This is a genomic window from Brachybacterium sp. SYSU DS0246 (genome assembly GCF_059391765.1).
Genome location: NZ_JBZXYT010000017.1, coordinates 19,977 through 43,247 on the forward strand (window position 1 = coordinate 19,977; position 23,271 = coordinate 43,247).

The 23,271-nt window shown below is 71.0% G+C and carries 21 protein-coding genes; 11 read left to right on the forward strand and 10 right to left on the reverse strand.

Annotated features, from left to right (window positions below; genetic code table 11):
• Positions 1 to 182: 182 nt before the first annotated feature.
• The 4 genes from dnaK (at position 183) to AC5020_RS10105 (ending at position 4,581) form a co-directional block, all read left to right on the forward strand.
• Positions 183 to 2,057 (forward strand): molecular chaperone DnaK, encoded by a 1,875-nt coding sequence (gene dnaK, locus AC5020_RS10090; protein ID WP_464988190.1) that lies wholly within the window; start codon positions 183 to 185, stop codon positions 2,055 to 2,057.
• Positions 2,057 to 2,755 (forward strand): nucleotide exchange factor GrpE, encoded by a 699-nt coding sequence (locus tag AC5020_RS10095; RefSeq protein WP_464988191.1) that lies wholly within the window; start codon positions 2,057 to 2,059, stop codon positions 2,753 to 2,755. The genes dnaK and AC5020_RS10095 overlap by 1 nt, the downstream gene beginning before the upstream one ends.
• Positions 2,756 to 2,923: 168 nt before the next feature.
• Positions 2,924 to 3,970, forward strand: coding sequence for a DnaJ C-terminal domain-containing protein (locus tag AC5020_RS10100; protein WP_464988192.1), 1,047 nt, complete (start codon positions 2,924 to 2,926; stop codon positions 3,968 to 3,970).
• A 173-nt stretch (positions 3,971 to 4,143) separates the two neighbouring features.
• Positions 4,144 to 4,581 carry a heat shock protein transcriptional repressor HspR gene (locus AC5020_RS10105; protein ID WP_377019153.1) on the forward strand — a complete coding sequence of 146 codons (438 nt, stop codon included), beginning with the start codon at positions 4,144 to 4,146 and terminating at the stop codon, positions 4,579 to 4,581.
• Here AC5020_RS10105 and AC5020_RS10110 read toward each other — a convergent pair.
• From AC5020_RS10110 to AC5020_RS10135, 6 genes are all read right to left on the reverse strand, one after another.
• A complete protein-coding gene (locus tag AC5020_RS10110; protein WP_377019154.1) occupies positions 4,499 to 5,749 on the reverse strand; it encodes a glycosyltransferase in 1,251 nt (416 codons plus the stop codon). The genes AC5020_RS10105 and AC5020_RS10110 overlap by 83 nt on opposite strands.
• A 19-nt stretch (positions 5,750 to 5,768) precedes the next feature.
• Positions 5,769 to 6,533, reverse strand: a complete 765-nt coding sequence (locus AC5020_RS10115; protein WP_464988193.1) for a TVP38/TMEM64 family protein — start codon at positions 6,531 to 6,533, stop codon at positions 5,769 to 5,771.
• A complete protein-coding gene (locus AC5020_RS10120; RefSeq protein ID WP_464988194.1) occupies positions 6,530 to 7,855 on the reverse strand; it encodes a glycosyltransferase in 1,326 nt (441 codons plus the stop codon). The genes AC5020_RS10115 and AC5020_RS10120 overlap by 4 nt, the downstream gene beginning before the upstream one ends.
• Before the next feature lie 192 nt (positions 7,856 to 8,047).
• Positions 8,048 to 8,530: a YbhB/YbcL family Raf kinase inhibitor-like protein gene (locus AC5020_RS10125; protein ID WP_377019158.1), complete on the reverse strand. Its 483-nt coding sequence runs from the start codon at positions 8,528 to 8,530 to the stop codon at positions 8,048 to 8,050.
• Between the two features lie 116 nt (positions 8,531 to 8,646).
• Positions 8,647 to 9,921, reverse strand: coding sequence for a carboxylate--amine ligase (locus AC5020_RS10130; RefSeq protein ID WP_464988195.1), 1,275 nt, complete (start codon positions 9,919 to 9,921; stop codon positions 8,647 to 8,649).
• 22 nt (positions 9,922 to 9,943) lie between these two features.
• On the reverse strand, positions 9,944 to 11,200 hold the full coding sequence (locus AC5020_RS10135; protein WP_377019160.1) for a carboxylate--amine ligase: 1,257 nt from the start codon (positions 11,198 to 11,200) through the stop codon (positions 9,944 to 9,946).
• A gap of 125 nt (positions 11,201 to 11,325) precedes the next feature.
• Between AC5020_RS10135 and trpS the strand changes: the two genes are divergently transcribed.
• Positions 11,326 to 12,402, forward strand: a complete 1,077-nt coding sequence (gene trpS / locus AC5020_RS10140) for a tryptophan--tRNA ligase (protein WP_464988196.1) — start codon at positions 11,326 to 11,328, stop codon at positions 12,400 to 12,402.
• Between the two features lie 30 nt (positions 12,403 to 12,432).
• Here the strand turns inward: trpS and AC5020_RS10145 are convergent, their stop codons facing one another.
• Entirely contained in the window at positions 12,433 to 12,909 is a 477-nt protein-coding gene (locus AC5020_RS10145; RefSeq protein ID WP_377794291.1) for an SRPBCC family protein, read from the reverse strand.
• Between the two features lie 189 nt (positions 12,910 to 13,098).
• Between AC5020_RS10145 and cysK the strand changes: the two genes are divergently transcribed.
• Positions 13,099 to 14,028 (forward strand): cysteine synthase A, encoded by a 930-nt coding sequence (gene cysK / locus AC5020_RS10150; protein ID WP_377019163.1) that lies wholly within the window; start codon positions 13,099 to 13,101, stop codon positions 14,026 to 14,028.
• 37 nt (positions 14,029 to 14,065) lie between these two features.
• Positions 14,066 to 14,626, forward strand: a complete 561-nt coding sequence (epsC, locus tag AC5020_RS10155) for a serine O-acetyltransferase EpsC (protein ID WP_464988220.1) — start codon at positions 14,066 to 14,068, stop codon at positions 14,624 to 14,626.
• 64 nt (positions 14,627 to 14,690) lie between these two features.
• Here epsC and AC5020_RS10160 read toward each other — a convergent pair whose 3' ends face one another.
• Entirely contained in the window at positions 14,691 to 15,470 is a 780-nt protein-coding gene (locus AC5020_RS10160; protein ID WP_377019165.1) for an SIR2 family NAD-dependent protein deacylase, read from the reverse strand.
• Positions 15,467 to 16,306 (reverse strand): aldo/keto reductase, encoded by an 840-nt coding sequence (locus AC5020_RS10165; RefSeq protein ID WP_377019166.1) that lies wholly within the window; start codon positions 16,304 to 16,306, stop codon positions 15,467 to 15,469. The genes AC5020_RS10160 and AC5020_RS10165 overlap by 4 nt, the downstream gene beginning before the upstream one ends.
• 119 nt (positions 16,307 to 16,425) lie before the next feature.
• Here AC5020_RS10165 and AC5020_RS10170 point away from each other — a divergent pair, with 119 nt between their 5' ends.
• Entirely contained in the window at positions 16,426 to 17,673 is a 1,248-nt protein-coding gene (locus AC5020_RS10170; protein ID WP_464988197.1) for an arginine deiminase, read from the forward strand.
• A gap of 27 nt (positions 17,674 to 17,700) precedes the next feature.
• On the opposite strand, the gene AC5020_RS10175 is transcribed toward AC5020_RS10170, so the two are convergent.
• Positions 17,701 to 18,273 carry a GNAT family N-acetyltransferase gene (locus tag AC5020_RS10175; protein ID WP_464988198.1) on the reverse strand — a complete coding sequence of 191 codons (573 nt, stop codon included), beginning with the start codon at positions 18,271 to 18,273 and terminating at the stop codon, positions 17,701 to 17,703.
• Positions 18,274 to 18,538: 265 nt separating this feature from the next.
• Here AC5020_RS10175 and gcvT point away from each other — a divergent pair, with 265 nt between their 5' ends.
• From gcvT to gcvP, 3 genes are all read left to right on the forward strand, one after another.
• Positions 18,539 to 19,672, forward strand: a complete 1,134-nt coding sequence (gcvT, locus tag AC5020_RS10180) for a glycine cleavage system aminomethyltransferase GcvT (RefSeq protein WP_464988199.1) — start codon at positions 18,539 to 18,541, stop codon at positions 19,670 to 19,672.
• Positions 19,673 to 19,737: 65 nt separating this feature from the next.
• On the forward strand, positions 19,738 to 20,109 hold the full coding sequence (gcvH, locus tag AC5020_RS10185) for a glycine cleavage system protein GcvH (protein WP_377019171.1): 372 nt from the start codon (positions 19,738 to 19,740) through the stop codon (positions 20,107 to 20,109).
• 98 nt (positions 20,110 to 20,207) lie between these two features.
• On the forward strand, positions 20,208 to 23,231 hold the full coding sequence (gene gcvP / locus AC5020_RS10190; protein ID WP_464988200.1) for an aminomethyl-transferring glycine dehydrogenase: 3,024 nt from the start codon (positions 20,208 to 20,210) through the stop codon (positions 23,229 to 23,231).
• Positions 23,232 to 23,271: the final 40 nt, after the last annotated feature.

The following is a 23,271-nucleotide window of genomic DNA, read 5'->3' on the forward strand; positions in this document are numbered from 1 at the left end:
AATGCGCGGCGCATCCCCGTAGTTGAGTCGGGTGTACTCAAGTTCGGTGCGTCCCGGATTGACAACGATCGCGACGGGTCCTCTACTTGAGTGCGTACAGCTCAAGGCTTGCCGCCGGCCCACGGCGGCCGGCATCGCACGAACCCGTTTGCGGCGTTCCCGTCGCAGAAAGGCAGGCACTCATGTCCCGTGTCGTCGGAATCGACCTCGGTACCACCAACTCCGTCGTCTCCGTCCTCGAGGGCGGCCAGCCCACCGTGATCGCGAACGCCGAGGGCGCTCGCACCACCCCGTCGGTCGTCGCCTTCTCCAAGCAGGGCGAGGTCCTGGTCGGTGAGGTCGCCAAGCGCCAGGCCGTGACCAACGTCGACCGCACCATCTCCTCGGTCAAGCGCCACATGGGCACCGACTGGAGCACCGAGATCGACGACAAGAAGTACACCGCGCAGGAGATCTCCGCGCGCATCCTCGGCAAGCTCAAGCGCGACGCCGAGTCCTACCTGGGTGAGGACGTCACCGACGCGGTCGTCACGGTCCCCGCGTACTTCAGCGACGCCGAGCGCCAGGCCACCAAGGACGCCGGCACCATCGCCGGGCTCAACGTGCTGCGCATCGTCAACGAGCCCACCGCCGCGGCCCTGGCCTACGGCCTCGAGAAGGGCAACGACGACGAGCAGATCCTCGTCTTCGACCTCGGCGGCGGCACCTTCGACGTCTCCCTGCTCGGCGTGAGCAAGGACGAGGAGGGCTCGACCATCCAGGTCCAGGCCACCGCGGGCGACAACCGCCTCGGCGGCGACGACTGGGACCAGAAGATCGTCGACTGGCTGATCTCCCAGGTCAAGAACAAGGAGGGCGTGGACCTCTCCAAGGACCGCATCGCCCTGCAGCGCCTCAAGGAGGCCGCCGAGCAGGCGAAGAAGGAGCTGTCCTCCTCGACCTCCACCAACATCTCGCTGCAGTACCTCTCGATGACCGAGAACGGGCCGCTGCACCTCGACGAGAAGCTCACCCGGGCTCAGTTCGAGGACATGACCTCCGACCTGCTCGAGCGCACCAAGGCGCCGTTCCACCAGGTCATCAAGGACGCGGGCATCTCGGTCTCCGAGATCGACCACGTGATCCTGGTCGGCGGCTCCACCCGTATGCCGGCTGTGACCGACGTCGTGAAGTCCCTGACCGGCGGCAAGGAGCCCAACAAGGGCGTCAACCCCGATGAGGTCGTCGCCGTGGGCGCGGCCCTGCAGGCCGCGGTCATCAAGGGTGAGCGCAAGGACGTCCTGCTCATGGACGTCACCCCGCTCAGCCTCGGTATCGAGACCAAGGGCGGCGTGATGACCAAGCTCATCGAGCGCAACGCGGCCATCCCGACCAAGACGTCCGAGGTGTTCTCCACCGCGGAGGACAACCAGCCCTCCGTGGCGATCCAGGTGTTCCAGGGCGAGCGTCAGTTCACCCGGGACAACAAGATGCTGGGCACCTTCGAGCTGACCGGCATCGCCCCGGCTCCCCGCGGCATCCCGCAGATCGAGGTCACCTTCGACATCGACTCCAACGGCATCGTGCACGTGACCGCGAAGGACCGCGGCACCGGCAACGAGCAGTCCATCCAGATCACCGGCGGCTCCGCCCTGTCCGACGAGGACATCGACCGCATGGTGAAGGACGCCGAGGCCCACGCCGCCGAGGACGAGGAGCGTCGCAAGAACGCCGACGCCCGCAACACCCTCGAGCAGCTCGTCTACCAGGGCGACAAGGTCCTCAAGGACAACGAGGGCAAGGTGCCGGATGCGGATCGCACCAAGGCCGAGGATGCCATCAAGGAGGCCAAGGAGTCCCTCGCCAGCGAGGACACCTCCACCGAGGACCTCGAGTCCAAGCGCGACGCGCTGAACGAGGCCCTGCAGGCCGTGGGCACCGCGATCTACTCCCAGGCCGAGCAGGAGGGTGCCGAGGGCGCCGCCGGGGCCGAGGGTGCCGAGAACGGTTCGACCTCGTCGGACGATGACGACGTGGTCGACGCCGAGGTCGTGGACGAGGACGAGGAGAAGAAGTGATGAGCGAGGACCAGAGCACTCCCGACGACGCGCAGCGCCCCGAGGGTGAGCCCCGGTTCTCCTTCAACGACAAGCGGAAGGTGAACCCGGAGGACGGCAGCGTCCGTGACTCCGGCGCCTCGGATACCGCCTCCGCCGGGAACGAGCAGGACCCGGCCGAGGGCGCCGAGCCCGTCGACCCGATCGAGGCCGAGGCCGCGAAGCTCTACGAGCAGGCGGCCGAGGGCGATGACTCCGGCAGCGGGGTCCCGGCAGATGCCGGCCGGGTGGCCGAGCTCGAGGGCCAGGTCACCGAGCTGACCGAACAGCTCAGGCGCGAGCAGGCGGAGTACGTCAACTCGCGCCGGCGCATCGAGGGCGCCGCCGAGGCGGGCAAGGAGGCGGCCGTGGGCCGTGTCCTGACCTCGCTGATCGGCGTCCTGGACGATGTGGAGCTGGGGCGTCAGCACGGCGACATCGCCGAGGGCACCCCCTTCCACTCGATCGCCCAGAAGCTCGAGGACACCCTCGGGTCGCACGGTCTGAGGCGCTACGGCGCCGTCGGGGAGGAGTTCGATCCGAACCTCCACGAGGCGCTGATGCACGAGCAGGCCGACGACGCCGAGACCACCACGATCGCGCAGGTCATGCAGCCCGGCTACGCCCTGGGCGAGCGCGTGCTGCGACCGGCGCGGGTGAGCACCCGCGGCCCGGCCTGACCGGTCGCACCTAGGGGCGGCGCGGGGCCCTGCCGGCCATCACCCGGCCGGCAGGGCCCCGCCCTCCCCGCCCCGGCGGGCGCGTCCCGTCGGCCCCATATCTCTCACCCACCGACTCACCGCCCACCGACCCCAGGAAGCCCCTGACGCTCCCGAAAGGAGACGCACATGTCCGGACAGGACTGGCTCGACAAGGACTTCTACGCGGTCCTCGGCGTCTCGAAGGACGCGAGCGCGCAGGAGATCAAGAAGGCCTATCGGGCCAAGGCCAAGAAGTTCCACCCCGACCGTCATCCCGACGACCCCACGGCCGAGGAGAAGTTCAAGGAGGTCGGTGAGGCCTACTCGGTGCTCAACGATCCCGAGCAGCGTCAGCAGTACGACGCGATCCATGCCATGGGTTCCGGCGGCGCCCGATTCTCCGCGGGCCAGGGCGGCCCCGGCGGTGCAGGCTTCGAGGACGTCTTCTCCTCCATGTTCGGCGGCCAGGGCGGCGGCTTCTCCGGCGCCGGGGCACGCGGCGCCCGGGGCGGCGCGGCAGAGCCGGATCTCGAGGACATCCTGCGCATGTTCGGCGGGCAGGCCGGCGGTGGCTACAGCAGCGGTCCGGCCGGATTCGGCGCCACGGGTGGTTTCGGCGGCGCCGGTGGACCAGGCGGCGCCCCGCCGAAGGGCTCCGATATCTCCGCCCGCACCCGCATCGACTTCCGCGACGCCGCGCTGGGGACCGAGATCCGCCTGAACGTCGAGGGACGCACCGTGACCGCGCGCATCCCGGCCGGCGTGCACGACGGGCAGAAGATCCGGCTGCGCGGCAAGGGGCGGCCTGGTCCCGGATCGGCGCCGGCGGGCGACCTGCTGCTGACCCTCGATGTCGAGGAGCATCCCGTCTGGAGCAGTGACGGCGCGAACCTGCGCCTGACCGTCCCGATCTCCTTCGACGAGGCGGTCCTGGGCACCACGCTGTCGGTGCCGCTGCTCGACGGCGGCTCCGTGAGCGTCAAGGTGCCGCCGGGCACCCCGTCGGGCCGCACCCTGCGGGTGCGCGGCAAGGGCATCACCACGAAGAAGACCACGGGTGATCTGTTGGTCACCGTGCAGGTCGCGGTGCCCACCCACGTCGAGGGCAAGGCCAAGCGGGCCGTCGAGGATCTGCGCGAGGCGCTGGCCGACGAGGACCCGCGGGCAGGACTGGCGGAGGCCGCCGCCCGCTGACACCCTCTCCGGCGGGGCGGCCTCGCCGCTCCGCCGGCGCGGCCTCTCGCCACCGAGTCCTCGTGCGCCGGCTGCCGCCGACGGCGGGCCCCGGCCTGGCAGAGTAGGACGGAGCAGACCTCACCCGACGTAGGCATCGCGCGTAGGAACTGGCGCAGGAAGGAGCATCCCCGATGGCCGGCCCGCACCGCATCGACGAGCGCGCACCCGTGTTCGTGATCTCCGTGGCCGCGGAGCTGTCCGGGATGCACCCGCAGACGCTGCGCCAGTACGACCGGCTGGGCCTGGTCTCCCCGCAGCGCACCCGCGGGCGGGGCCGGCGCTACAGTGCGCGCGACGTCGCGAAGCTGCGCGAGATCCAGCGCCTCTCCCAGGACCAGGGCATCAACCTCGCCGGGATCAAACGGATCATGGAGCTGCAGGACGAGGTCAACGACCTCGCCGACCAGCTCGAGAGCGTCCAGGAGACTCTCGACGCGATGACCCCCGCGCAGCGGCGGGTGTTCTCGGCCGACCGCGACGGGGAGATCAGCGCGCTGCGCCGGGGCGAGAGGCCCCAGCGGCGCGGCGGAGGCGCGCTCGTACTGTGGCGTCCCTCGCGTCGGCAGTGAGACCGCGCGAGCGGCGATGGGGCTGCACGCCCGTCAGCCGGTAGATCTCCTCGAGCCGGCGGGCCACCGAGCGCAGATCGACGTCCTCGGCGGCGAGCCGCCCGGCCTCGGTGAGGTCCTCGAGCCGCCCCTCCAGCAGATCGGTGAGCTTGCGCGCGACCTCGGCCGGGAACTCGGGGCCGTCGCCGGCGACCTGGTGGGTCAGCACCCCGTCGGGCATCCGGTCCCGGTACAGCGGGATGGCCCGCACCAGGGCGGGAACTCCGCAGGCCAGTGCCTCCCACAGCACGATCCCCTCGGTCTCCTCCTTCGTCAGGAAGCAGAACACGTCCGCGCCGCAGTAGGCCTCACGCAGCTTGTCGGGGCGGAGGTAGCCGGGGAACAGGGCGTTCGACGGCGCAGTGGCCAGAGCGCGCTCGACGTCGGCCGTCAGCAGGCGCTCGTCCGTGCGGCCGTACCAGACGAAGGTGACCTCGGGCATCCGCCGGGCCACCTCGACCCAGTCGAGGATCCCCTTGCGCACCAGCTGCATGCCGACACTGATGACCACCTTCGCATCCGGGGCGATGCCGAGGGACTCGCGCAGCCGCGGCCGCGCCTCGGGATCCGGACGGAAGAACGTGGTGTCCACGCCGTTGGAGAGCACATGGATGCTGCTGGTGATGCCGTACTTCGGGTCCGAGACCAGCTCCCGGGAGTACTCGCTGGGCGTGACCACGGCATCCCCGAGGCGGTACAGGTGCGAGATCCACCGCCGGAACAGCGGCGCGAGCTGGTTGGAGCCGGGGAAGGAATCGCGGAAGTCGTTCTCCGTCGAGTGCGCCCACACCAGCACGGGCCGGCGCCACAGACGGGCCCAGCGTGCGAGGAGCGGGGTGTCCGGGAAGGGGGTGTTGAGGTGGACGACATCGAAGGGGAGCAGCGGATTGGTGACCACCTTGTGCCCGAGCGCGCGCACCACGGACTCCTGATGCCGGATCGCCGCTCCGATCCCGGATTCGCGGGCGAGCCCGGCCATGCCGTGCGGCATGAGCACGCGCAGCGGCTCGTGGGTGCGCACGTTGCGGCGCGGGTGCCGCCCGGGCAGGAGAGTGTGGACGACATGGTCCAGCCAGTGCACGGCCGGGTCCCAGGGCCGGCGGGGGCGCCTGACGGCGCGGGTCCTCATGAGCATGACTCTCCTCCGTTCACCAGGGCAGGACGCGGAGCAGGATGGCGCTGACGCCGAGCCCGTACGCGATCAGGGCCCACGGTTTGCACAGCAGGATGATCGCCGCGTACGTGCGCCACCGCATCCGGGTGGTCCCGGCGATATAGCACAGCAGATCGTCCGGCGCGATCGGCAGCGCGATCGCGAGGCCGAAGGCGCGGGTGAAGTGGGCGTTGCGCGTCCAGCCCAGGAATTTCTCGACCGTCCGCGGGCGGAAGATCCGTTCGATGAGCGCGAGGCCGACGTGCCGGGCGATCAGGAAGTTCAGGAGCGACCCGGTGCACACGGCGATGTAGTTCAGCAGGGTGCCTTCGACGGGGCCGAACAGGACCGGGCCGGCGATGACCAGGAGGCCACCGGGCACGATCGGGAACACCACCGAGGCGGCGGAGACGATCAGGAAGGCGACCGGTCCCCAGGCTCCGAGGGAGTCGATGAAGCTCTGGAGGTTCGCCAGTGACTGCAGCACGCCCGTCTGCAGGCCCCACCAGATCAAGCCGATGCTGAGCCCGAGTCCCAGCAGCGGGGAGAGGCGGGCGGCGATCCGCACGGGGTCCCGACGGGCCGGGACGGCGGGGCCGGCTCCGAGGTCTCCGAGCGATCCGAGCTCCCCGTGGTCCTCGATGCGCGGTGGCGCGACGGTCCCGGGCTCCCCGGCGAGCTCCAGCGTCGAGCGCTCGGCGCGCGAGATCCCGCCGGGGACGGCCACGGCGGTGGGTGCGGACTGGATCGCGGTGCTCATGCCACGGCCGCCATCCGGGTGATGACGCGCGGGGAGTGACGCAGCAGCGTCTGCTGGTACACCTCGAGCACGGAGCGGCCGAACCGGCGGGCCCCGAAGGTGGCCGCGGCGTGCTCGACCGCGGCCGCAGCCATCTCGCGGCGCGTGCGCGGGTCATCCAGCAGCGCCGAGAGATGCTGGGTGAACTCCGCCGCGGTCTCGTACTGGTGGCCGGTGCGGCCGTCGAGGACCACGCTGGCCAGCGACGGGTCCCGGTGGCACAGGAGTGGCAGGCCGCTGGCGAGGGCTTCGATGAAGGTCAGGCCCTGGGTCTCGCTCAGGGAGGCGCTGACGAACACGTCGCCGACGCGGTACCAGCGCTGGACCTCGGCGGGCTCGACCACGCCCGTGAACACGACGCGATCGGCGATGCCCAGCTGCCGCGCGCGCTCCTCGAGCTCCTCGCGATAGGGGCCCTCGCCCACCAGCACCAGGACCACGTCGCTGCGACCGGCGGCCGCGACCATGTCCAGAACCTCGTCGAGGTTCTTCTCCTTGGCCAGGCGGCACACCGAGACCAGCACCTTCTGGTCCGCGCCGATGCCCAGCCGCGAGCGCAGGGCGGCGGTGTCGGCCCGCTCGGCCTCGGAGGCGGCCGGTCGGAAACGCTCCAGATCCAGCCCCGTGGGGACGACGTGGACCGGCCGGCGCACCCCGTACCCGCTCAGCAGCGCGGCGACCTTGGCGGTGGGGACGACGACGGCGTCGGTGCCCGAGAGCACGCGCCGCGAGAAGGTCGCGACCACCTTGCGGCCGACGGTGCGGCTGGGGGAGTAGTAGTGCGTGTAGTCCTCGTAGATGGTGTGGTACGTGTGGATCAGCGGCACCGAGAGGGTGCGGGCGATCCGGCGGGCCCACACATGGGTGGAGAACTCGCAGTGGGAATGGATCACATCCGGCCGCCAGCGCAGGATGTCCCGCAGGACTCGACGGCTGGCCGGCATGCCGATCCGCGCCCGGTCGTAGAACATGGCCGCGGAGACCGAGCCGATGCGGTAGACGCCGGGTTCGCTGCGGGTGCGGATCCCCTGGGAGAGGGTGAGGACGCGGACGTCGCAGCCCAGCGCGATCAGTTCCCGGCGCAGAGTGGCGACGGAGGCGACGACGCCGTTGACGACCGGCTCCCACCAGTCGGTGGTCAGCAGCACCCGCAGCGGTCGCTGCTCGCCGCCGGTGCGTTCACCGCCGGCACGCTCCCCGCCGCGGCGCTCGCCCCCGGTCCGCTCGGCGGCGGTCCGGGCGGTGGCCGCCCGGTCGGCGGGGCGCATCTGGATCACGTTCACCCCTCGACCTTCGCACTCGGAGGCGTCTCCGTCGTCCGTCGAGCGGATGAACGGGGTCAGACTCCGGTCTGATATCTGCCTCGTCCACTCACCGTGGGATGTCCTCGACCTCATGGTTCGAGCCTACGGGCGGCGATCTTCGACCACGACGGGGCACGCCCGAGCCGTCGCGGAGTGTTTCCCCCTGGTGCGTCAGTTCGTAACCTGGTAATGCGCGGTGAGCGAGGTGGAGGCCAGCTGCTGGCTGAAGATCGCGAACCGGGCCCCGATGTGCGGACCGTCGGGGTCCGCACCCAGCGTCTCGACCGGCAGGGCGTGGACCGTGAAGGTGTAGCGGTGCGGCGGTCCGGCCGGCGGCTCGGGGCCGTCGTACCCGCGGTTGCCGAAGTCGTTGACGCCCTGCTGCAGGGAGGGCTCCTCGCGGGGGACGCCGAGGGGCAGCGAGGTCGTGGTGGCAGGGATGTCCCACGCGATCCAGTGCCAGAAGCCGGAACCGGTGGGGGCGTCCGGGTCGAACAGCGTCACCGCGAACGAGCGGGTGCCCTCAGGGGCGCCCGACCAGGTCAGGTCGGGAGAGAGGTTCTGCCCGCCGAGGTTCTCCACCAGCTGCTGGGGAGCCACCTCGGTGCCGTCCGGGGTCGCGTTCGAGGTCACGGTGAAGGTGTTCTCGCTCATGCCTGCCAGCCTAAGCAGGTGCCGTCGCGCTGTCGACCGGCCGGCGGCCCGGTCTACCGCTCGGCAGACCGCTCAGCCGACCACTCTGCCCGCACCGCCGTCGGGGCGCGTCCGGCTCAGAATCCGTCGGCCGACGGTCGCGGGTAGTGCTGGAGGAACTTCTTGACCTGGTTCGCCTGGGCGGCGAGGACGTAGGCGCGGCGCCGCGGGCCCTCCGGGCCGTAGGACAGCGGGTGGACGGTGCAGCGCCGACCGATCTCCCGCACCCGCGCGCGCAGGTCCGGATCGATGATGTACCGGCGCAGCAGCATCCAGGGCACGATCGAGTAGAGGATCTCCTGCTGCGGGACCATCCGCTCCGCCTCGCGGTCCTCGACCAGATCGGCGACGACGGGCACGGCGACATTCGCGCCGGCCGCGGTCATGTAGTAGTTGTTGCGACCGATGCGGGGATTGACCTCGAAGAACTTGGCGATGCCATCGCGCGGATCGATCTTGACATCGAAGTTCGCATAGCCGCGGTAGCCGGTGTGCTCGAGGAAGCGCACGGACTGCTCGAGCACGTCGGGCAGGTCGGTGGTGTACATCGCCGCCGGGTTCCCCTGGGCGATGGGTGTGTGTTCCTCCAGCAGCACCTGCGCCCCGCCCAGCAGCGTCACCTTCCCGCGGGTGTCGACGTACGCGGTCACCGACAGCATGGACGTGTCATCGCCCGGGATCATCTCCTGGACCACGAAGCGGTCGGTGTACCCGGCGGCGCTGAGCCGGCCGACCAGGTCGAGCAGCTGGGCGCGGTCGTGGAGCTCGAAGACCTTGCGCTTGCCCGGGAAGGAGACCGCGTTGTACGCCGAGGAGCGGGAGGCCTTGGCGACCACGGGCCAGCCGAGATCGAGCTCGGGCACCTCCGGGGTGGAGCCGCCGGCGAAATCGAGCACGGCGGTGCGCGGCGTGGGCACCCCGATCTGCTCGCAGACCTCGCTGAATGCCGCCTTGTCGGCCACCGTGGCCAGCACGTCGTCAGCGAGCAGGGGGAGATGGAAGTACTGGCTCAGGCGGTCGCGGTGGGCGGCCAGCAGCGAGACCAGGAAGTCGGCATTGGCCAGCAGGATCGGGCGGTGCCCGGCCGGCCCGGAGGCCTTGCCGGACCCGACCTCGAGCAGGGCCCGGATCAGCTCGTCCTCGCTCGCGGACATCCCGACCTCGACGGTCTCCAGGATGGAGGAATCCGCGACGGGGCCCACGACCTTGCGGGTCACCACGGTGGCCCGGATCCCGTACTCCTCGTGGAAGGCGCGGGCCAGCGCGTAGATGCCGATGTCACCGCCCAGTAGCACCAGGTCGATCCCGGGTGCGGGATCGACGGCGAAGGGACGGGCGGGGGTGTCGGGCATCGGGGCGGGGTCCTTCCCAGGATCAGAATCCGGTGTCGGTGGGCCGCGGGTACACGGCGCGGAACTTGCGCACGAAGTTCAGGCCCGAGAGCACGGAGTAGGCGCGCATCCACAGACCTTCAGGACCGTACCGGAAGGGGTTGCGCAGGGAGGTGCGCGCCACGCGGCGGATCCGGTCCCGCAGCGCGGGATCGCGCAGGTAGCGCAGCACCAGGCGCACCGGCAGGATCGAGTACACAACGGTGTCGGTGACTACGACCTGCTCGAGGTCCCGGCCGTGGACGCGATCCTCGACGACGTGCCGGGCCACGGATTCCCCGGCTGCGGTGACGTAGTAGTTGTTGCGGCCGATGCGCGGGTTGATCTCGAAGAAGCACTCGCGGCCGGTGCGCGGGTCGACCTTCACATCGAAGTTCGCGAAGCCGACGTAGTCCACCGCGTCGAGGAACCTCTCCGCGGCGGCGGTCAGGGACGGGAAGTCGCCGGTGACCATGGCGGCGGGCCGGCCCAGGGCATCGGGCGTGTGCTCGCCCAGCAGCACCTGGGCGGCGCAGAGCAGGGTGACCTTGCCGCGGCTGGAGCGGTAGGCGGTGATCGAGCGCTGTGCGGTGTCATCACCCTCGATGAGCTCCTGGAACAGGAATCTCCCGGTGAAGCCCGACTCGCGCAGCCGCCGCACGAGATCCTGCTGCTGCTCGGCGGATTCGAGGAAGAAGACCTTCCGCTTCCCGGGGAACTGCACGTGGTGGTACTCGGCAGTATTGGCGGCCTTGCCGACCACCGGGTAGGCCCACGGCAGCTCATCGGTGCCGTTCCAGTCGCTCTCGCCTGCCCGCGCGAAATCGACGATCACCGTGGGCACGGTGCCGATGCCGAGCCGCTCACAGATCTCGGCGAACTCCGCCTTGTCGGCCAGACGCGCGAGCAGATCGGCGTCGACCTGCGCCAGGAGGTAGTGCTCCTCGAGGTCGGCGCGGAAGCGGTCGATGAAGTCGATCAGGGAGTCCGCGTTGGTCAGCAGCAGCGCCGGGCGCCCCGGAGCGCGCCGGGAGGCGAGCTCGAGCAGAGCATCGCGCATGTCCTCATCGCTCGCCTCGGCGCCGAGCACCTCGAGGTCGGTGGTCACGGTGTGCTCGTTCATCGCCACCGGGATGCGCACCACGGTGGTGCAGCGCATCCCGTACTGCTGATGGAAGGCGATGGTCAGGTTCAAGGAGTTCAGACCGGCCCCGAGGACGACGACGTCGAACCCGGGATCGGCCGGGGCAGTGGCGGGCATGCGGAAGATCTTATCCGCGAGCGGCACGTGCAAGAATGCGCAACGTCCTGCAGAGCGGCGGGGCGCGGCGCAGCGGCAACCCGCGGGGCCACGGCGGATCCGAACGGGGCCGCTAGCATGGAGCGGTGACCGCACCGACCTCCTCCCGCACCAGCTACGACTCCTCCCGCCAGCGCAGCGACGAGATCTGGAAGCAGATCCAGAGCGACCCCTCGGGGCTGCGCATGCTGACGGGGGACCGCCCCACCGGCGCCCTGCACATCGGCCATTACTTCGGGTCGCTGCGCAACCGGGTGCGCCTGCAGGAGGCCGGGATCGAGACCTGGGTGCTGGTCGCCGACTACCAGGTGATCACCGACCGCGATGTCGTCGGTGACATCCGCGGCTCGGTGCGCGAGCTGCTGACCGACTACCTCGCCGTCGGCCTGGACCCCGAGAAGTCCACCTTCTTCGCGCACTCGGCCGTGCCGGCGCTGAACCAGCTGATGCTGCCGTTCCTCTCGCTGGTCACCCAGCCGGAGCTGGAGCGCAATCCCACCGTCAAGGCCGAGCTCGCCGCGGCCGGGAAGTCCGCGATGGGCGGGCTGCTGCTGACCTACCCGGTCCATCAGGCCGCGGACATCCTCTTCTGCCACGGCAACGTGGTCCCGGTGGGCAAGGATCAGCTGCCCCACATCGAGCAGACCCGTGTCATCGCCCGGCGCTTCAACGAGCGCTACGCGGACGGAGAGCAGGTCTTCACCGAGCCCGACGCGCTGCTGTCGGACGCCCCCACCATCCTGGGCCTCGACGGTGCGGCCAAGATGAGCAAGTCGCTGGGCAACACCGTGATGCTGCGGATGAGCCCGGACGAGACCCTGAAGAAGATCAAGAAGGCCAAGACGGACTCCGAGCGACGGATCACCTATGACCCCGAGGGGCGTCCCGAGGTGGCCAACCTGCTCACGATCGCCTCGGAGGCCACCGGGCGCACGCCCGAGGAGATCGCCTCCGAGGTCGGCGACGCCGGCTCCGGCACCCTGAAGGTGCTGACCGCCGAAGCGCTGAACGAGCACCTCGCCCCGATCCGCGCACGCCGGGCCGAGATCGAACAGGACCCGGAGTACCTGTTCGGGGTGCTGCGCGCCGGCAACGAACGCGCGAACGAGGTCGCCGAGCAGACCCTGGCGCGCGTGCGCGAGGTCATGGGCATGGTGTACTGACCGGTTCCTCGCCGGGTGCGCCGCCGCGTCTCAGCGCTCCGTGGCCGGCGACTCACTTCGCAGGATCGCGGCGATGCGCTCGAGGGTGGCGGGCATGCCGGCACGGGCTGCCTTCCGGCGGATCTCGATCTGCCTCGCGGCATCCTCGCCGTGCCGCTCGGCGAAAACCTTCTCGGCGCGCTCGCCGAACCGGGTGTACTGGATCAGCTCGGTGCCGCCGTCCTGCGGCTGCATGCGGTAGCCCCAGATCACCTCCGCCGGGCCCACGGACCACGCGAACTCCCGGCCGGGCTCGTCGATGACGACCGTGGAGACGGTCTGCCATGTCCGCTCCGGCGTGCGGTTATGACCGGTGAACGTCGCGCCCACGCCCCGGGCCTCGGAGTTCCATTCGGCCTTCTCGGTCTGGACGCTCCATTCGCCGGTGCGCGTGATGTCGCTGAGCAGTGCGTAGACCTCCTCCGGGGTGGCGGGCACGTGGAGGGAAGCGTCGAGCTCGTACGTCATGGCGCGAGCCTATGCGCTCAGCCGCGGGAGCTGTGCAGCCTGTGGACCCGCTCGAGCGGGTGACCCGACCCCCGGGAGTGCGCGGGTGCTGCCGAAGGACGGATCCGGCCACGGCCGTTCCGAGTTCCCGTTATGCTCGGGGAAAGTGCCCCTTTGGGGCTCCGGGAGATCCAGTCCACAGGAGGAAGCATGCCCGTCTACGAGAACGTCTCCGAACTCGTCGGCCGTACCCCGCTGGTCAAGCTCAATCGCCTCGGCGACGACGTCAAGGCCACCGTGCTCGCCAAGCTCGAGTTCTACAACCCCGCCAACTCCGTCAAGGACCGCATCGGCGTCGCCATGATCGATGCCGCCGAGGAGTCCGGCCAGCTGCAGCCCGGCGGCACCATCGTCGAGGCCACCAGCGGCAACACGGGCATCGCCCTGGCCATGATCGGCAGCTCGCGCGGCTACAAGGTCATCCTCACGATGCCGGAGTCGATGTCCAACGAGCGCCGCATGCTGCTGCGCGCCTACGGCGCCGAGCTGATCCTCACCGAGGCCGCCAAGGGCATGAAGGGCGCGGTCGAGAAGGCCGAGCAGGTCGCCGAGGAGACCGGTGCCGTCCAGGTCAAGCAGTTCGACAACCCGGCCAACGTCGAGATCCACCGCCGCACCACGGCCGAGGAGATCTGGGACGACACCGAGGGCTCGGTGGACGCGGTCGTCGCCGGCATCGGCACCGGCGGCACGATCAGCGGCGTCGGTCAGGTGCTCAAGGAGCGCAAGAGCGAGGTCACGATGATCGCGGTCGAGCCCGAGGAGTCCGCGATCCTCAACGGCGGCCAGCCCGGCCCGCACAAGATCCAGGGCATCGGCGCGAACTTCGTGCCCAGCATCCTGGACCGCGAGATCTACGACGAGGTGCTCGACATCGACGCGGAGACCGCGATGGAGCGCGCCCGCGCCACCGCCCGTTCGGAAGGCCTGCTGGTCGGGATCTCCTCCGGTGCCGCGATCGAGGCGGCCGTGCGCGTCGGCTCCCGCGACGAGTACGCCGGCAAGACCATCGTCGTGATCGTGCCCTCCTTCGGCGAGCGGTACCTCTCCACGCCGCTGTTCTCCCAGTACGCGGACTGATCGCTTGGCTCTCGTCCGCGGCCTGGTCGGTCGCGCCATGGGTGCCGTCGCGACGGTCCGCGAGGACCTCGCGGCGGCACGCCGGCGCGATCCCGCCGCCACCGATGACCTCTCCCTGCTGCTGACGTCGCCGGGACTGCATGCGATCTGGACCTACCGCCTCGCCCATCAGATGTGGGAGCGCGGGGCGACGCTGCCGGCGCGGGTCATCGCCCAGGGCGCCCGGTCGATCACCGGCGTGGAGATCCACCCGGGTGCCATCATCGGCCGGCGCTTCTTCATCGATCACGGCATGGGTGTCGTGATCGGCGAGACCGCCGAGGTCGGGGACGACGTCATGCTGTACCACGGCGTCACCCTCGGCGGCCGTTCCATGGAGCCCGTCAAACGCCACCCCACCGTCGAGGACGGAGTCACCATCGGCGCCGGGGCGCGGGTGATCGGCCCCGTCGTGCTCGGACAGGGATCCCAGATCGGTGCCAACGCCGTGGTGGTCAAGGACGTGCCGGCGCTGGCCACCGCGGTGGGTGTGCCCGCGCAGGTGCGCACCGGTGCCGCCCACCCCCAGGAGCAGGTCGACCCGGCGATCTGGATCTGAGTCGACCCGACGAGACACCGACACGCTCCCGGCGCTCGGCCGTTCATCGCCCGGCGGGCCCGCCTCAGAAGGGGCGGAGGAACGAGGTCCCGCCGACGCCGTTGACCTCGCGCTCCCACTCGGGCAGCACCTCGTGGGCGTCCTCGGCGATGACATGATCGAAGGCGGCCCTCAGCGCAGGGTCCTGCGGCGGATCGACGTCGATCAGCACCGTCGTGGCCCCGTGCGACCGGGCGGTGGGTGCCAGCTGCGCCGCCGGGAACACGACACCGCTGGTGCCGACGGCGACGAAGAGGTCCGCCCGCTGGGCAAGCCGCGTCGCGAGATCGAGGGGGCCCTGCGGCAGCATCTCGTCGAACAGCACCACGTCCGGCCGCGTCGGCGACCCGCACAGGGGGCAGCGGGCGGGGACCCCGTGGTCCTCGGGGCGCTCGCCGTCGCCGGGTTCGACCCGGCCGCGCCACGGGCATCCCGACCCCATGCAGGTGGCATGCAGCGCGCTGCCGTGCAGCTCGGCGACGACCTCGCTGCCGGCGGCCTGGTGCAGCCCGTCGATGTTCTGCGTGATCACGGGAGCACCGAGACGTGCGATCGCGCGGTGCCCGGGCGTGGGCCCGTGCTCGAGCGCGATCCGGCCCATCCTGCCCCAGACCTTCCACAGCAGCGGCAGGGACCGCGGCAGCTGGTCGGCGTGCATCGCCTGCTCCGTCTCCGGCTCCAGCGCCCACAGGCCGTCCGGTCCGCGGAACGTGCCCAGGCCGGTGCGGGCGCTGAGGCCCGACCCGGTCAGGAAGACGATCTCGCGGTGCTCACCGCCGGGTGAGAACCGGTCCTCCCGACTCACCACTCCTCGTGCTCGCGGGAGTCCCAGGCTTCCTCCTCGCCCAGGTCCAACGTCGCCAGGAGCTCGCGATCCTCGTCGTCGAGGGTGATCTGGTCGAGGGTGGCGTTGGTGAGCTGGCGCTGCGGGTCGCTGGACTTCGGGATCACCACGATGTCCTGGTCCACGGCCCAGCGCAGCGAGACCTGGGAGGTGGTCACGCCGTGCTTGTCGGCCACCTTGCGCAGGGCGAACTGCGCGCCCAGCCCGTCGCGGCCGCCCAGCGGTCCCCAGGCCTCGGTGACGATGCCGTGCTCGCGATGGAAGGCGACCGCCTCGCGGCGCTGGAGCGCGGGGGAGAGCTGGATCTGGTTGACCTCGGGCCATACGCCGGTGGCGTCGACCAGCTCCTGCAGCTGCTCGGGGCGGAAGTTCGAGACGCCGATGTGCAGCGCCCTGCCCTCCTCCTTGAGATCGATCAGCGTGCGCCAGGTCTCCAGGGCGAGCCCGCGGGAGGGATTCGGCCAGTGGATCAGCACCAGGGCGGCGCGCTCGAGCCCCAGGCGCCGCAGCGACTCTAGATACCCGGTGCGGGCCGCCTCGCGCCCCTGGTCGCCGCCGGCGATCTTCGTCGTCACCAGCACCTCGTCAGCATCGACGCCGCTGCGCCGCACGGCCTCGCCCACCGCGGCCTCGTTGCCGTACTGGGCGGCGGTGTCCAGCAGCCGGTACCCGGCGCGGATCGCCGCGGCGATGGACTCGCAGCCGTCGGCGCCCCGCAGGCCGGCGGTCCCGAAGCCGACCAGCGGGAAGGGCGAGCCGTCGGCGAGGGTCGTGGTCGGGATGGACAGCGTGGTCATGGGGGCCTCCTGCGGGAACGACGTGCGGACACCGCCAGCGTATCGATCCGCGCCCGGCACGTCTCGGGGTGTTTACTGGCGGCTCGTCCCCGTCCCTGCCCTCGCCCTCAGGAGAACCCATGGACGCTGCGTCCCGACAGACCGGAAAGCACGACCAGGCCGGAGTGCATGACGAGATCTCGCCGCTGCGGCGGGTGATCCTGCACGAGCCCGGCGCCGAGCTCGAACGGCTGACCCCGGACACGCGCGAGCGGTTCCTGTTCGACGAGGTGCTGTGGCGCGATCGTGCCCGCAGCCAGCACCGTGAGTTCTCCGCCCTGCTGCGCCGCGAGGGCGTCGAGGTCCTCGAGCTGAGCGATCTCTTGAGGGACCTGCTCGAGGTGCCTGAGGTCCGCAGCGACCTGCTGCACCGGGCGCTGGATCCGACGGTGCTGGGAGACATCGCCGTCCAGGACCTGACCGAGGCGCTCGGCGAGATGCCGTCGGCCGCTCTGGGGGAGGTGCTGATCGCCGGGATCACCGTCGCCGAGCTGCGCGGACTCGGTGTCACTCCCCGGTCCATCGCCCTGCAACGGATGGGGGAGGAGCACCTGGTGCTCGATCCGCTGCCCAACCATCTGTTCACGCGCGACTCCTCGGCGTGGATCGGGAACGTGGCCGCGGTCAGCCCGATGCGGAGGTCGGCACGGCGCCGCGAGAGCCTGCACCTGGAGGCGATCTATCGGCACCATCCGCGCTTCGCCGGGGCATCCGGCCCGCGACGCGTCATCGGCAGCGGCGGCGCAGGTGCAGCCACCGTCGAGGGCGGGGACGTGATGATGCTGTCCCCGCGGGTGGTCGCGCTCGGACTCTCGGAGCGCACCAGCGCCGTCGGCGTCGAACGGCTCGCGGGCGACCTGCTCGAGGACGGCACCGTGGACCGCGTGATCGCCATCGCCCTGCCGCACCGTCGCTCGATGATGCACCTGGATACGGTCACCACCGTTGTCGACCACGACTCGATGCTGCGCCACGGGCCGCTGGGGCCGCTGGAGACGTTCGAGATCGAGCGGCCCGGTGACCGTCTGATCTCGCGCTCGCGTGCCGCCGACGAGATGGATTCCGTGCTCGCCCGCGGGCTCGGCGTGGATGCACTGCGAGTGCTCAGCGCGCCGCTGGACCCCTACACCGCTGCACGCGAGCAGTGGGACGACGGGTGCAACGTGCTCGCCCTCGCCCCGGGGCGCGTGGTGGCCTACGAGAGAGCGGCGGCGACCAACGACTACCTCCGCGCCCAGGGCATCGAAGTGCTCGAGTTCGCCGGCGACGAGCTGGGTCGCGGTCGCGGCGGTCCGCGGTGCATGAGCTGCCCGGTCGCCCGCGGTTGACCTCCCCCGGGCGCCACCGAGAACCGCTCAGCGCCGTGTGGGCGGCGGAGGATCGGACTCCGACTGGATCATCAGCGTCTGCTCCGGCAGCGGATCCTCCAGCGAGCGTTCGAGCAGCAGCTGCTGGGTGCCGAACTCCTCGAGCCCTTTGCGGACGGTGAAGCCGAGCTTGCGCAGCAGGGCCACGCTGCGCTTGTTGCGGGTCTGGCTGACGGCGATGACGTGGTCGTCCTCGAGCGCGTCGCGGGCCCAGGCCAGCAGCGCCACGCAGGATTCCGCGGCATAGCCCCGTCCCGTCCACTCGGGCAGCAGCGCGTAGGAGAGCTCCAGCTCGCCCCGGTCGTAGTCCAGCGTGATGGACCCGATCATGGTGTCGTCCTCCGCCCGGGCAAGCACCCAGCGTCCCCAGGTCAGCCCCAGCGGGGAGAGCTCGAGCGCCTGGCGGGAGGCGTAGTCCAGGGCTCCGCCCAGGTATTCCCGGGTGACGGGATCGGTCATCAGGCGGATCATGGCGTCGCGGTCGCCATCACCGGGCGGCCGGATCACCAGACGCTGGCTGCGGATCCGTATCGGCCACTCGGTCGTGCCTTCCTTTGTCACGGCCTCCACGGTACAAGCTGGGCCCCGGGCGCTCGGCACCTTCGGGTCGCTCGGCCTCGCGGTGACCGGCCGACGGTGCGGACTGCGTGGTCACAGCCGCATGACGCCGGACCGAGCGGCCGCGTCGCGCCCTGCCGGGCGGTAGGGTGAGGCCTGCGGCGGCCGGATCATCGCACCGGGGCAGGCCGCCGGCGCGCCCGGTCCGTGCCGCGAGATGGACGGGCGGCGCTCGCTCCGTGGCGAGCACAGAACGAGAAGGAGCACCATGGTTGAGCAGGCCCTGCGCAGCACCGCGCTGGAGGCGATCCACGAGTCCCTCGGCGCGACCTTCACGGACTTCGCCGGCTGGCGGATGCCCGTGCGCTACGCCTCCGACCTGGCCGAGCACGCCGCTGTCCGCGAGCGTGCCGGACTGTTCGACCTCAGCCACATGGGGGAAATCCACGTCCAGGGCCCCCAGGCCGGGCAGGCCCTCGACAACGCCCTGGCAGGCAAGTTGTCCGCCATCTCCGTGGGACGGGCGAAGTACTCGCTGCTGCTGACCGAGGAGGGCGGCGTCATCGACGACGTCATCACCTACCGCCTCGCCGAGGAGCACTACCTCGTCGTCGCCAACGCGGCCAACGCGGAGATCGACGCCCAGGAGATCACCGCCCGCGCCGAGGGATTCGACGCCCGCGTCGAGGACGCCTCGGACCGCACCGCCCTGATCGCGGTCCAGGGCCCCCGCAGCCAGGAGATCCTGCTGCGCGCCCTCGCCGGCGCCGAGACGGGCATCGAGGGCATCACCGCCGAAGACCTCACGGAGATGAAGTACTACCGCGTCGCCCAGGGCACCTACCGCGGCCGGCAGCTGCTGGTCGCCCGCACGGGATACACCGGGGAGGACGGCTTCGAGCTGTACGTCCCGGCCGATCTGGCCGCCCCACTGTGGGAGCAGCTCACCGTCGCCGGAGGCGAGGATCTCACGCCGTGCGGACTCGCCTGCCGCGACACCCTGCGTCTAGAGGCCGGGATGCCGCTGTACGGCCACGAGCTGGGCCGCGACCTGCATCCCGCCCAGTCCGGCATGGGCCGCGTGGTCGCGCTGTCGACCAAGGACGACTTCGTCGGCCGGGCGGGCGTGGAGAACACCGACGTCTCGTCCCGTCCTGTCCTGGTGGGGCTGGTCGCCGAGGGTCGCCGCGCCGCCCGCGCCGGCTCCAGCGTCCGCACCGCCGACGGAGTCGAGGTCGGCTCCGTGACCTCCGGAGCCCTCTCGCCGACTCTCGGTCACCCGATCGCCATGGCGCTCGTGCGGCCGGACCTCACCGAGGCCGGCACCGAGCTCGTCGTCGACGTCCGCGGCAAGCCCCTCCCGGTCCGCGTCGTCGAGCTGCCCTTCTACTCCCGCCGCTGATCCGCCCCACCGCTGACCCCAGCACCCCCATCCGCCCGAGCCCCGCCCCAGGAAGGACCATCGCCATGACCGAGGAGATCCGCTACAGCAAGGACCACGAATGGGTCCGCGTCGAGTCCGACGGCATCGCCGTCATCGGCGTGACGGACTACGCCGCCGAGCAGCTGGGCGACGTCGTCTACGTCGACCTGCCCGAAGCGGGCACCGAACTCTCCGCCGGATCCGAGATGGGCGAGATCGAGTCCACGAAGTCCGTCTCGGACCTGCTCTCCCCGCTCGACGGCACCGTCACCGAGATCAACCAGGACGTCGTCGACTCCCCGGAGCTGGTCAACTCCTCTCCGTTCGACCAGGGATGGCTGCTGCGCGCGCGCTTCGAGTCGCTGCCGGAGGATCTGCTCAGCGCGGAGGACTACAAGGCCTTCACACAGTCCTGATACGTCGCGGCGGCCCCGCTCCGAGCCCGGCCGGTCCCGCGCACATCGCCTGACGACGCACCACTCCCACGACGCAACACCCCAGGGGCACCCACCTCATGACCGCTTCGCCCGTCCACGACCACGAGTCCTTCGTCCGCCGTCACGTCGGCACCGACCCCGCGGCCCAGCGCCACATGCTCGAGACCCTGGGCTACGAGAGCCTGGACGAGATGCTCACCGCTGCGGTGCCCGGGACCATCCTGCTGGCCGGAGACGGTGCGGAGGCCGGATCGGCGGTGCCCGAGGGCATCAGCGAGACGGCGGCGCTGGCCGAGCTGCGCGCACTCGCCAATCGCAACACCGTGCGCCGCTCGTTGATCGGCCTGGGGTACCACGGCACCCACACCCCGGCCGTCATCCAGCGCAACGTGCTGGAGAACCCGGCCTGGTACACCGCCTACACGCCGTACCAGCCGGAGATCTCCCAGGGACGGCTCGAGGCGCTGCTGACGTTCCAGACCATGATCTGCGATCTCACCGGGATGGAGGTCTCCAACGCCTCCACGCTGGACGAAGCCACCTCCGCCGCCGAGGCGCTGATGCTGGCCCGCCGCACCGCCAAGCGCAACGGCAACGTGTTCCTCGTCGACGCCGACACCCTTCCTGCCACGAAGGAGGTGCTGCGCGGGCGCGCCGACGGGCTCGGCATCGAGCTGCGCGAGGTCGACTTCGCCGCCGGCGACATGCCCGACGGCGAGCCGGCCGACGGCGAGTACTTCGGGGCGCTCATCCAGTACCCGGGCGCCTCCGGCCGGGTGTGGGATCCGCGCGAGACGATCGCCGCGATCAAGGAGACCAAGGCCGTCGCCGTCGTCGCGGCCGATCTGCTGGCGCTGACCCAGCTGGCCTCCCCGGGCACCCTGGGCGCGGACGTCACCATCGGCACCACCCAGCGCTTCGGCATCCCGCTCGGCTTCGGCGGGCCCCACGCCGGGTTCGTCGCCGTGCGCAAGGGACTCGAGCGCCAGCTGCCCGGCCGGCTGGTGGGCGTCTCCGTCGACGCCGAGGGCAACCCCGCCTATCGGCTCTCCCTGCAGACCCGTGAACAGCACATCCGGCGCGAGAAGGCGACCAGCTCGATCACCACCGCCCAGGTGCTGCTGGCCGTGATGGCCGCCATGTACGCCGTGTACCACGGGCCCGACGGCCTCGCCCGCATCGGTCGCCGCGTCGCGGCGCGCACCGCAGCGCTGGCCGACCACCTCGTGCGCAGCGGTTTCGAGCTCGAGAACGACTCGTTCTTCGACACCCTCGAGGTGCGCGCCACGGGCCTCGCCCACGACATCGCCGCCTCGATGGCCGAGGCCGGGTTCCTGGTCCGCCCCCTCGGCGACGACGTCGTCCACCTGTCCCTGGACGAGACCGTCACGCCGGCCGACCTGGAGGCGATCGCCGCCGCCTTCGCGCCCTATGCCCCGACCCCGGGGCAGGAGCTGCGCGACGTCACGGCGCTCGGGAGGGACGACGATGAGCTCGACGCCGACGCGGGCAGCGAGACTGCGACCGGTGCCGGCCCCGGCGCACGGCAGCGGTGGGGCGCCCTGGCCCGCCAGGACCGATTCCTGCAGCACCCCGTCTTCTCCTCGTTCCACTCCGAGACCGCGATGATGCGCTACCTCCGCCGCCTCGCGGACAAGGACTTCGCGCTGGACCGGGGCATGATCCCGCTGGGCTCGTGCACCATGAAGCTCAACGCCGCCACCGAGATGGCCGGGGTCACCTGGGCCGGCTTCAACGCCCTCCACCCCTTCGCGCCCCGCGAGGACGTCGAGGGCTACCTCGACCTGATCGAGCAGCTGGAGACCTGGCTGGCGGATCTGACCGGGTACGACACTGTCTCCCTCCAGCCCAACGCCGGATCCCAGGGCGAGTTCGCCGGACTCCTGGCCATCCGCGCGTACCACGCCTCCCGGGGGGAGAGCGGCCGCGAGGTGTGCCTGGTCCCCAGCTCCGCGCACGGCACCAACGCGGCCTCCGCGGTCAATGCCGGACTGCGGGTGGTCGTGGTCGGCTCCGACGATCGCGGCAACATCGACCTCGAGGACCTGAAGCAGAAGCTCAAGGACCACGGGGACGAGCTCGCGGCCATCATGATCACCTACCCCTCCACGCACGGCGTGTACGAGGAGGAGGTGCGCACCGTCTGCCAGCTCGTCCACGACGCCGGGGGACAGGTCTACGTCGACGGTGCCAACCTCAACGCCCTGCTGCAGGTCGCCAGGCCCGGGGAGTTCGGCGGCGACGTCTCCCATCTGAACCTGCACAAGACGTTCTGCATCCCCCACGGCGGCGGCGGCCCGGGAGTGGGCCCGCTGGCGGCGAAGTCGCACCTGGCTCCGTTCCTGCCCGGCCACCCCGCCATCCAGGAGGAGAAGCACCCGGTCGCCGGGCGGGATGCGCAGGTCCACGCGGGGCCCCCGGTCTCCCAGGCGCCCTACGGCTCCCCCTCGATCCTGCCGATCTCATGGACCTACATCCGTCTCATGGGTCCCGAGGGGCTGCGCCACGCGACCGCCGCGGCCGTGCTGGCGGCCAACTACATGGCCCGTCGCCTCTCGGAGGCCTACGAGATCCTCTACACCGGGGAGAACGGCCTGGTCGCCCACGAGTGCATCGTCGACCTGCGGCCCCTGACCGCGCGCACCGGGATCACCGTCGACGACGTCGCCAAGCGGCTCATCGACTACGGGTTCCATGCCCCGACCATGTCGTTCCCCGTCGCCGGCACGTTCATGATCGAGCCCACCGAATCCGAGGATCTCGCGGAGATCGATCGCTTCGTCGACGCGATGCTGATGATCGCCGAGGAGGCCGACGAGGTCGCCTCCGGCGGCTGGCCGGCGGATGACAACCCGCTGGTGGGCGCCCCGCACACGGCGGCCTCCATCGCGACGGGGGAGTGGAGCCACCCGTACTCGCGGGAGGTGGCCGTCTATCCCGGCAGCCGGTCCGCTCCGGAGGATCTCTCGGTCCACGACAGCGCCCAGATGCGGATCCAGTCGAAGTACTGGCCGCCGGTGCGACGCATCGACCAGGCCCACGGGGATCGCAACCTGGTCCCGACCTGGCCCCGCGACTGACCTGGCCCCGCGAACGACCGTCGGCCTCGGAGCGCGTCGA

Excerpts from the sequence above, each read along its gene's own strand:
- AC5020_RS10125 (WP_377019158.1), bottom strand. The coding sequence starts at position 8,530 with ATGAGCGAGAACACCTTCACCGTGACCTCGAACGCGACCCCGGACGGC.
- gcvH (WP_377019171.1), top strand. The coding sequence starts at position 19,738 with ATGACCGAGGAGATCCGCTACAGCAAGGACCACGAATGGGTCCGCGTC.
- AC5020_RS10110 (WP_377019154.1), bottom strand. The coding sequence starts at position 5,749 with ATGAGGACCCGCGCCGTCAGGCGCCCCCGCCGGCCCTGGGACCCGGCC.
- AC5020_RS10135 (WP_377019160.1), bottom strand. The coding sequence starts at position 11,200 with ATGCCCGCCACTGCCCCGGCCGATCCCGGGTTCGACGTCGTCGTCCTC.
- gcvT (WP_464988199.1), top strand. The coding sequence starts at position 18,539 with ATGGTTGAGCAGGCCCTGCGCAGCACCGCGCTGGAGGCGATCCACGAG.
- AC5020_RS10165 (WP_377019166.1), bottom strand. The coding sequence starts at position 16,306 with ATGACCACGCTGTCCATCCCGACCACGACCCTCGCCGACGGCTCGCCC.
- cysK (WP_377019163.1), top strand. The coding sequence starts at position 13,099 with ATGCCCGTCTACGAGAACGTCTCCGAACTCGTCGGCCGTACCCCGCTG.
- AC5020_RS10105 (WP_377019153.1), top strand. The coding sequence starts at position 4,144 with ATGGCCGGCCCGCACCGCATCGACGAGCGCGCACCCGTGTTCGTGATC.
- AC5020_RS10095 (WP_464988191.1), top strand. The coding sequence starts at position 2,057 with ATGAGCGAGGACCAGAGCACTCCCGACGACGCGCAGCGCCCCGAGGGT.
- AC5020_RS10170 (WP_464988197.1), top strand. The coding sequence starts at position 16,426 with ATGGACGCTGCGTCCCGACAGACCGGAAAGCACGACCAGGCCGGAGTG.
- AC5020_RS10130 (WP_464988195.1), bottom strand. The coding sequence starts at position 9,921 with ATGCCCGACACCCCCGCCCGTCCCTTCGCCGTCGATCCCGCACCCGGG.
- AC5020_RS10100 (WP_464988192.1), top strand. The coding sequence starts at position 2,924 with ATGTCCGGACAGGACTGGCTCGACAAGGACTTCTACGCGGTCCTCGGC.
- AC5020_RS10145 (WP_377794291.1), bottom strand. The coding sequence starts at position 12,909 with ATGACGTACGAGCTCGACGCTTCCCTCCACGTGCCCGCCACCCCGGAG.
- dnaK (WP_464988190.1), top strand. The coding sequence starts at position 183 with ATGTCCCGTGTCGTCGGAATCGACCTCGGTACCACCAACTCCGTCGTC.
- AC5020_RS10115 (WP_464988193.1), bottom strand. The coding sequence starts at position 6,533 with ATGAGCACCGCGATCCAGTCCGCACCCACCGCCGTGGCCGTCCCCGGC.
- gcvP (WP_464988200.1), top strand. The coding sequence starts at position 20,208 with ATGACCGCTTCGCCCGTCCACGACCACGAGTCCTTCGTCCGCCGTCAC.
- epsC (WP_464988220.1), top strand. The coding sequence starts at position 14,066 with ATGGGTGCCGTCGCGACGGTCCGCGAGGACCTCGCGGCGGCACGCCGG.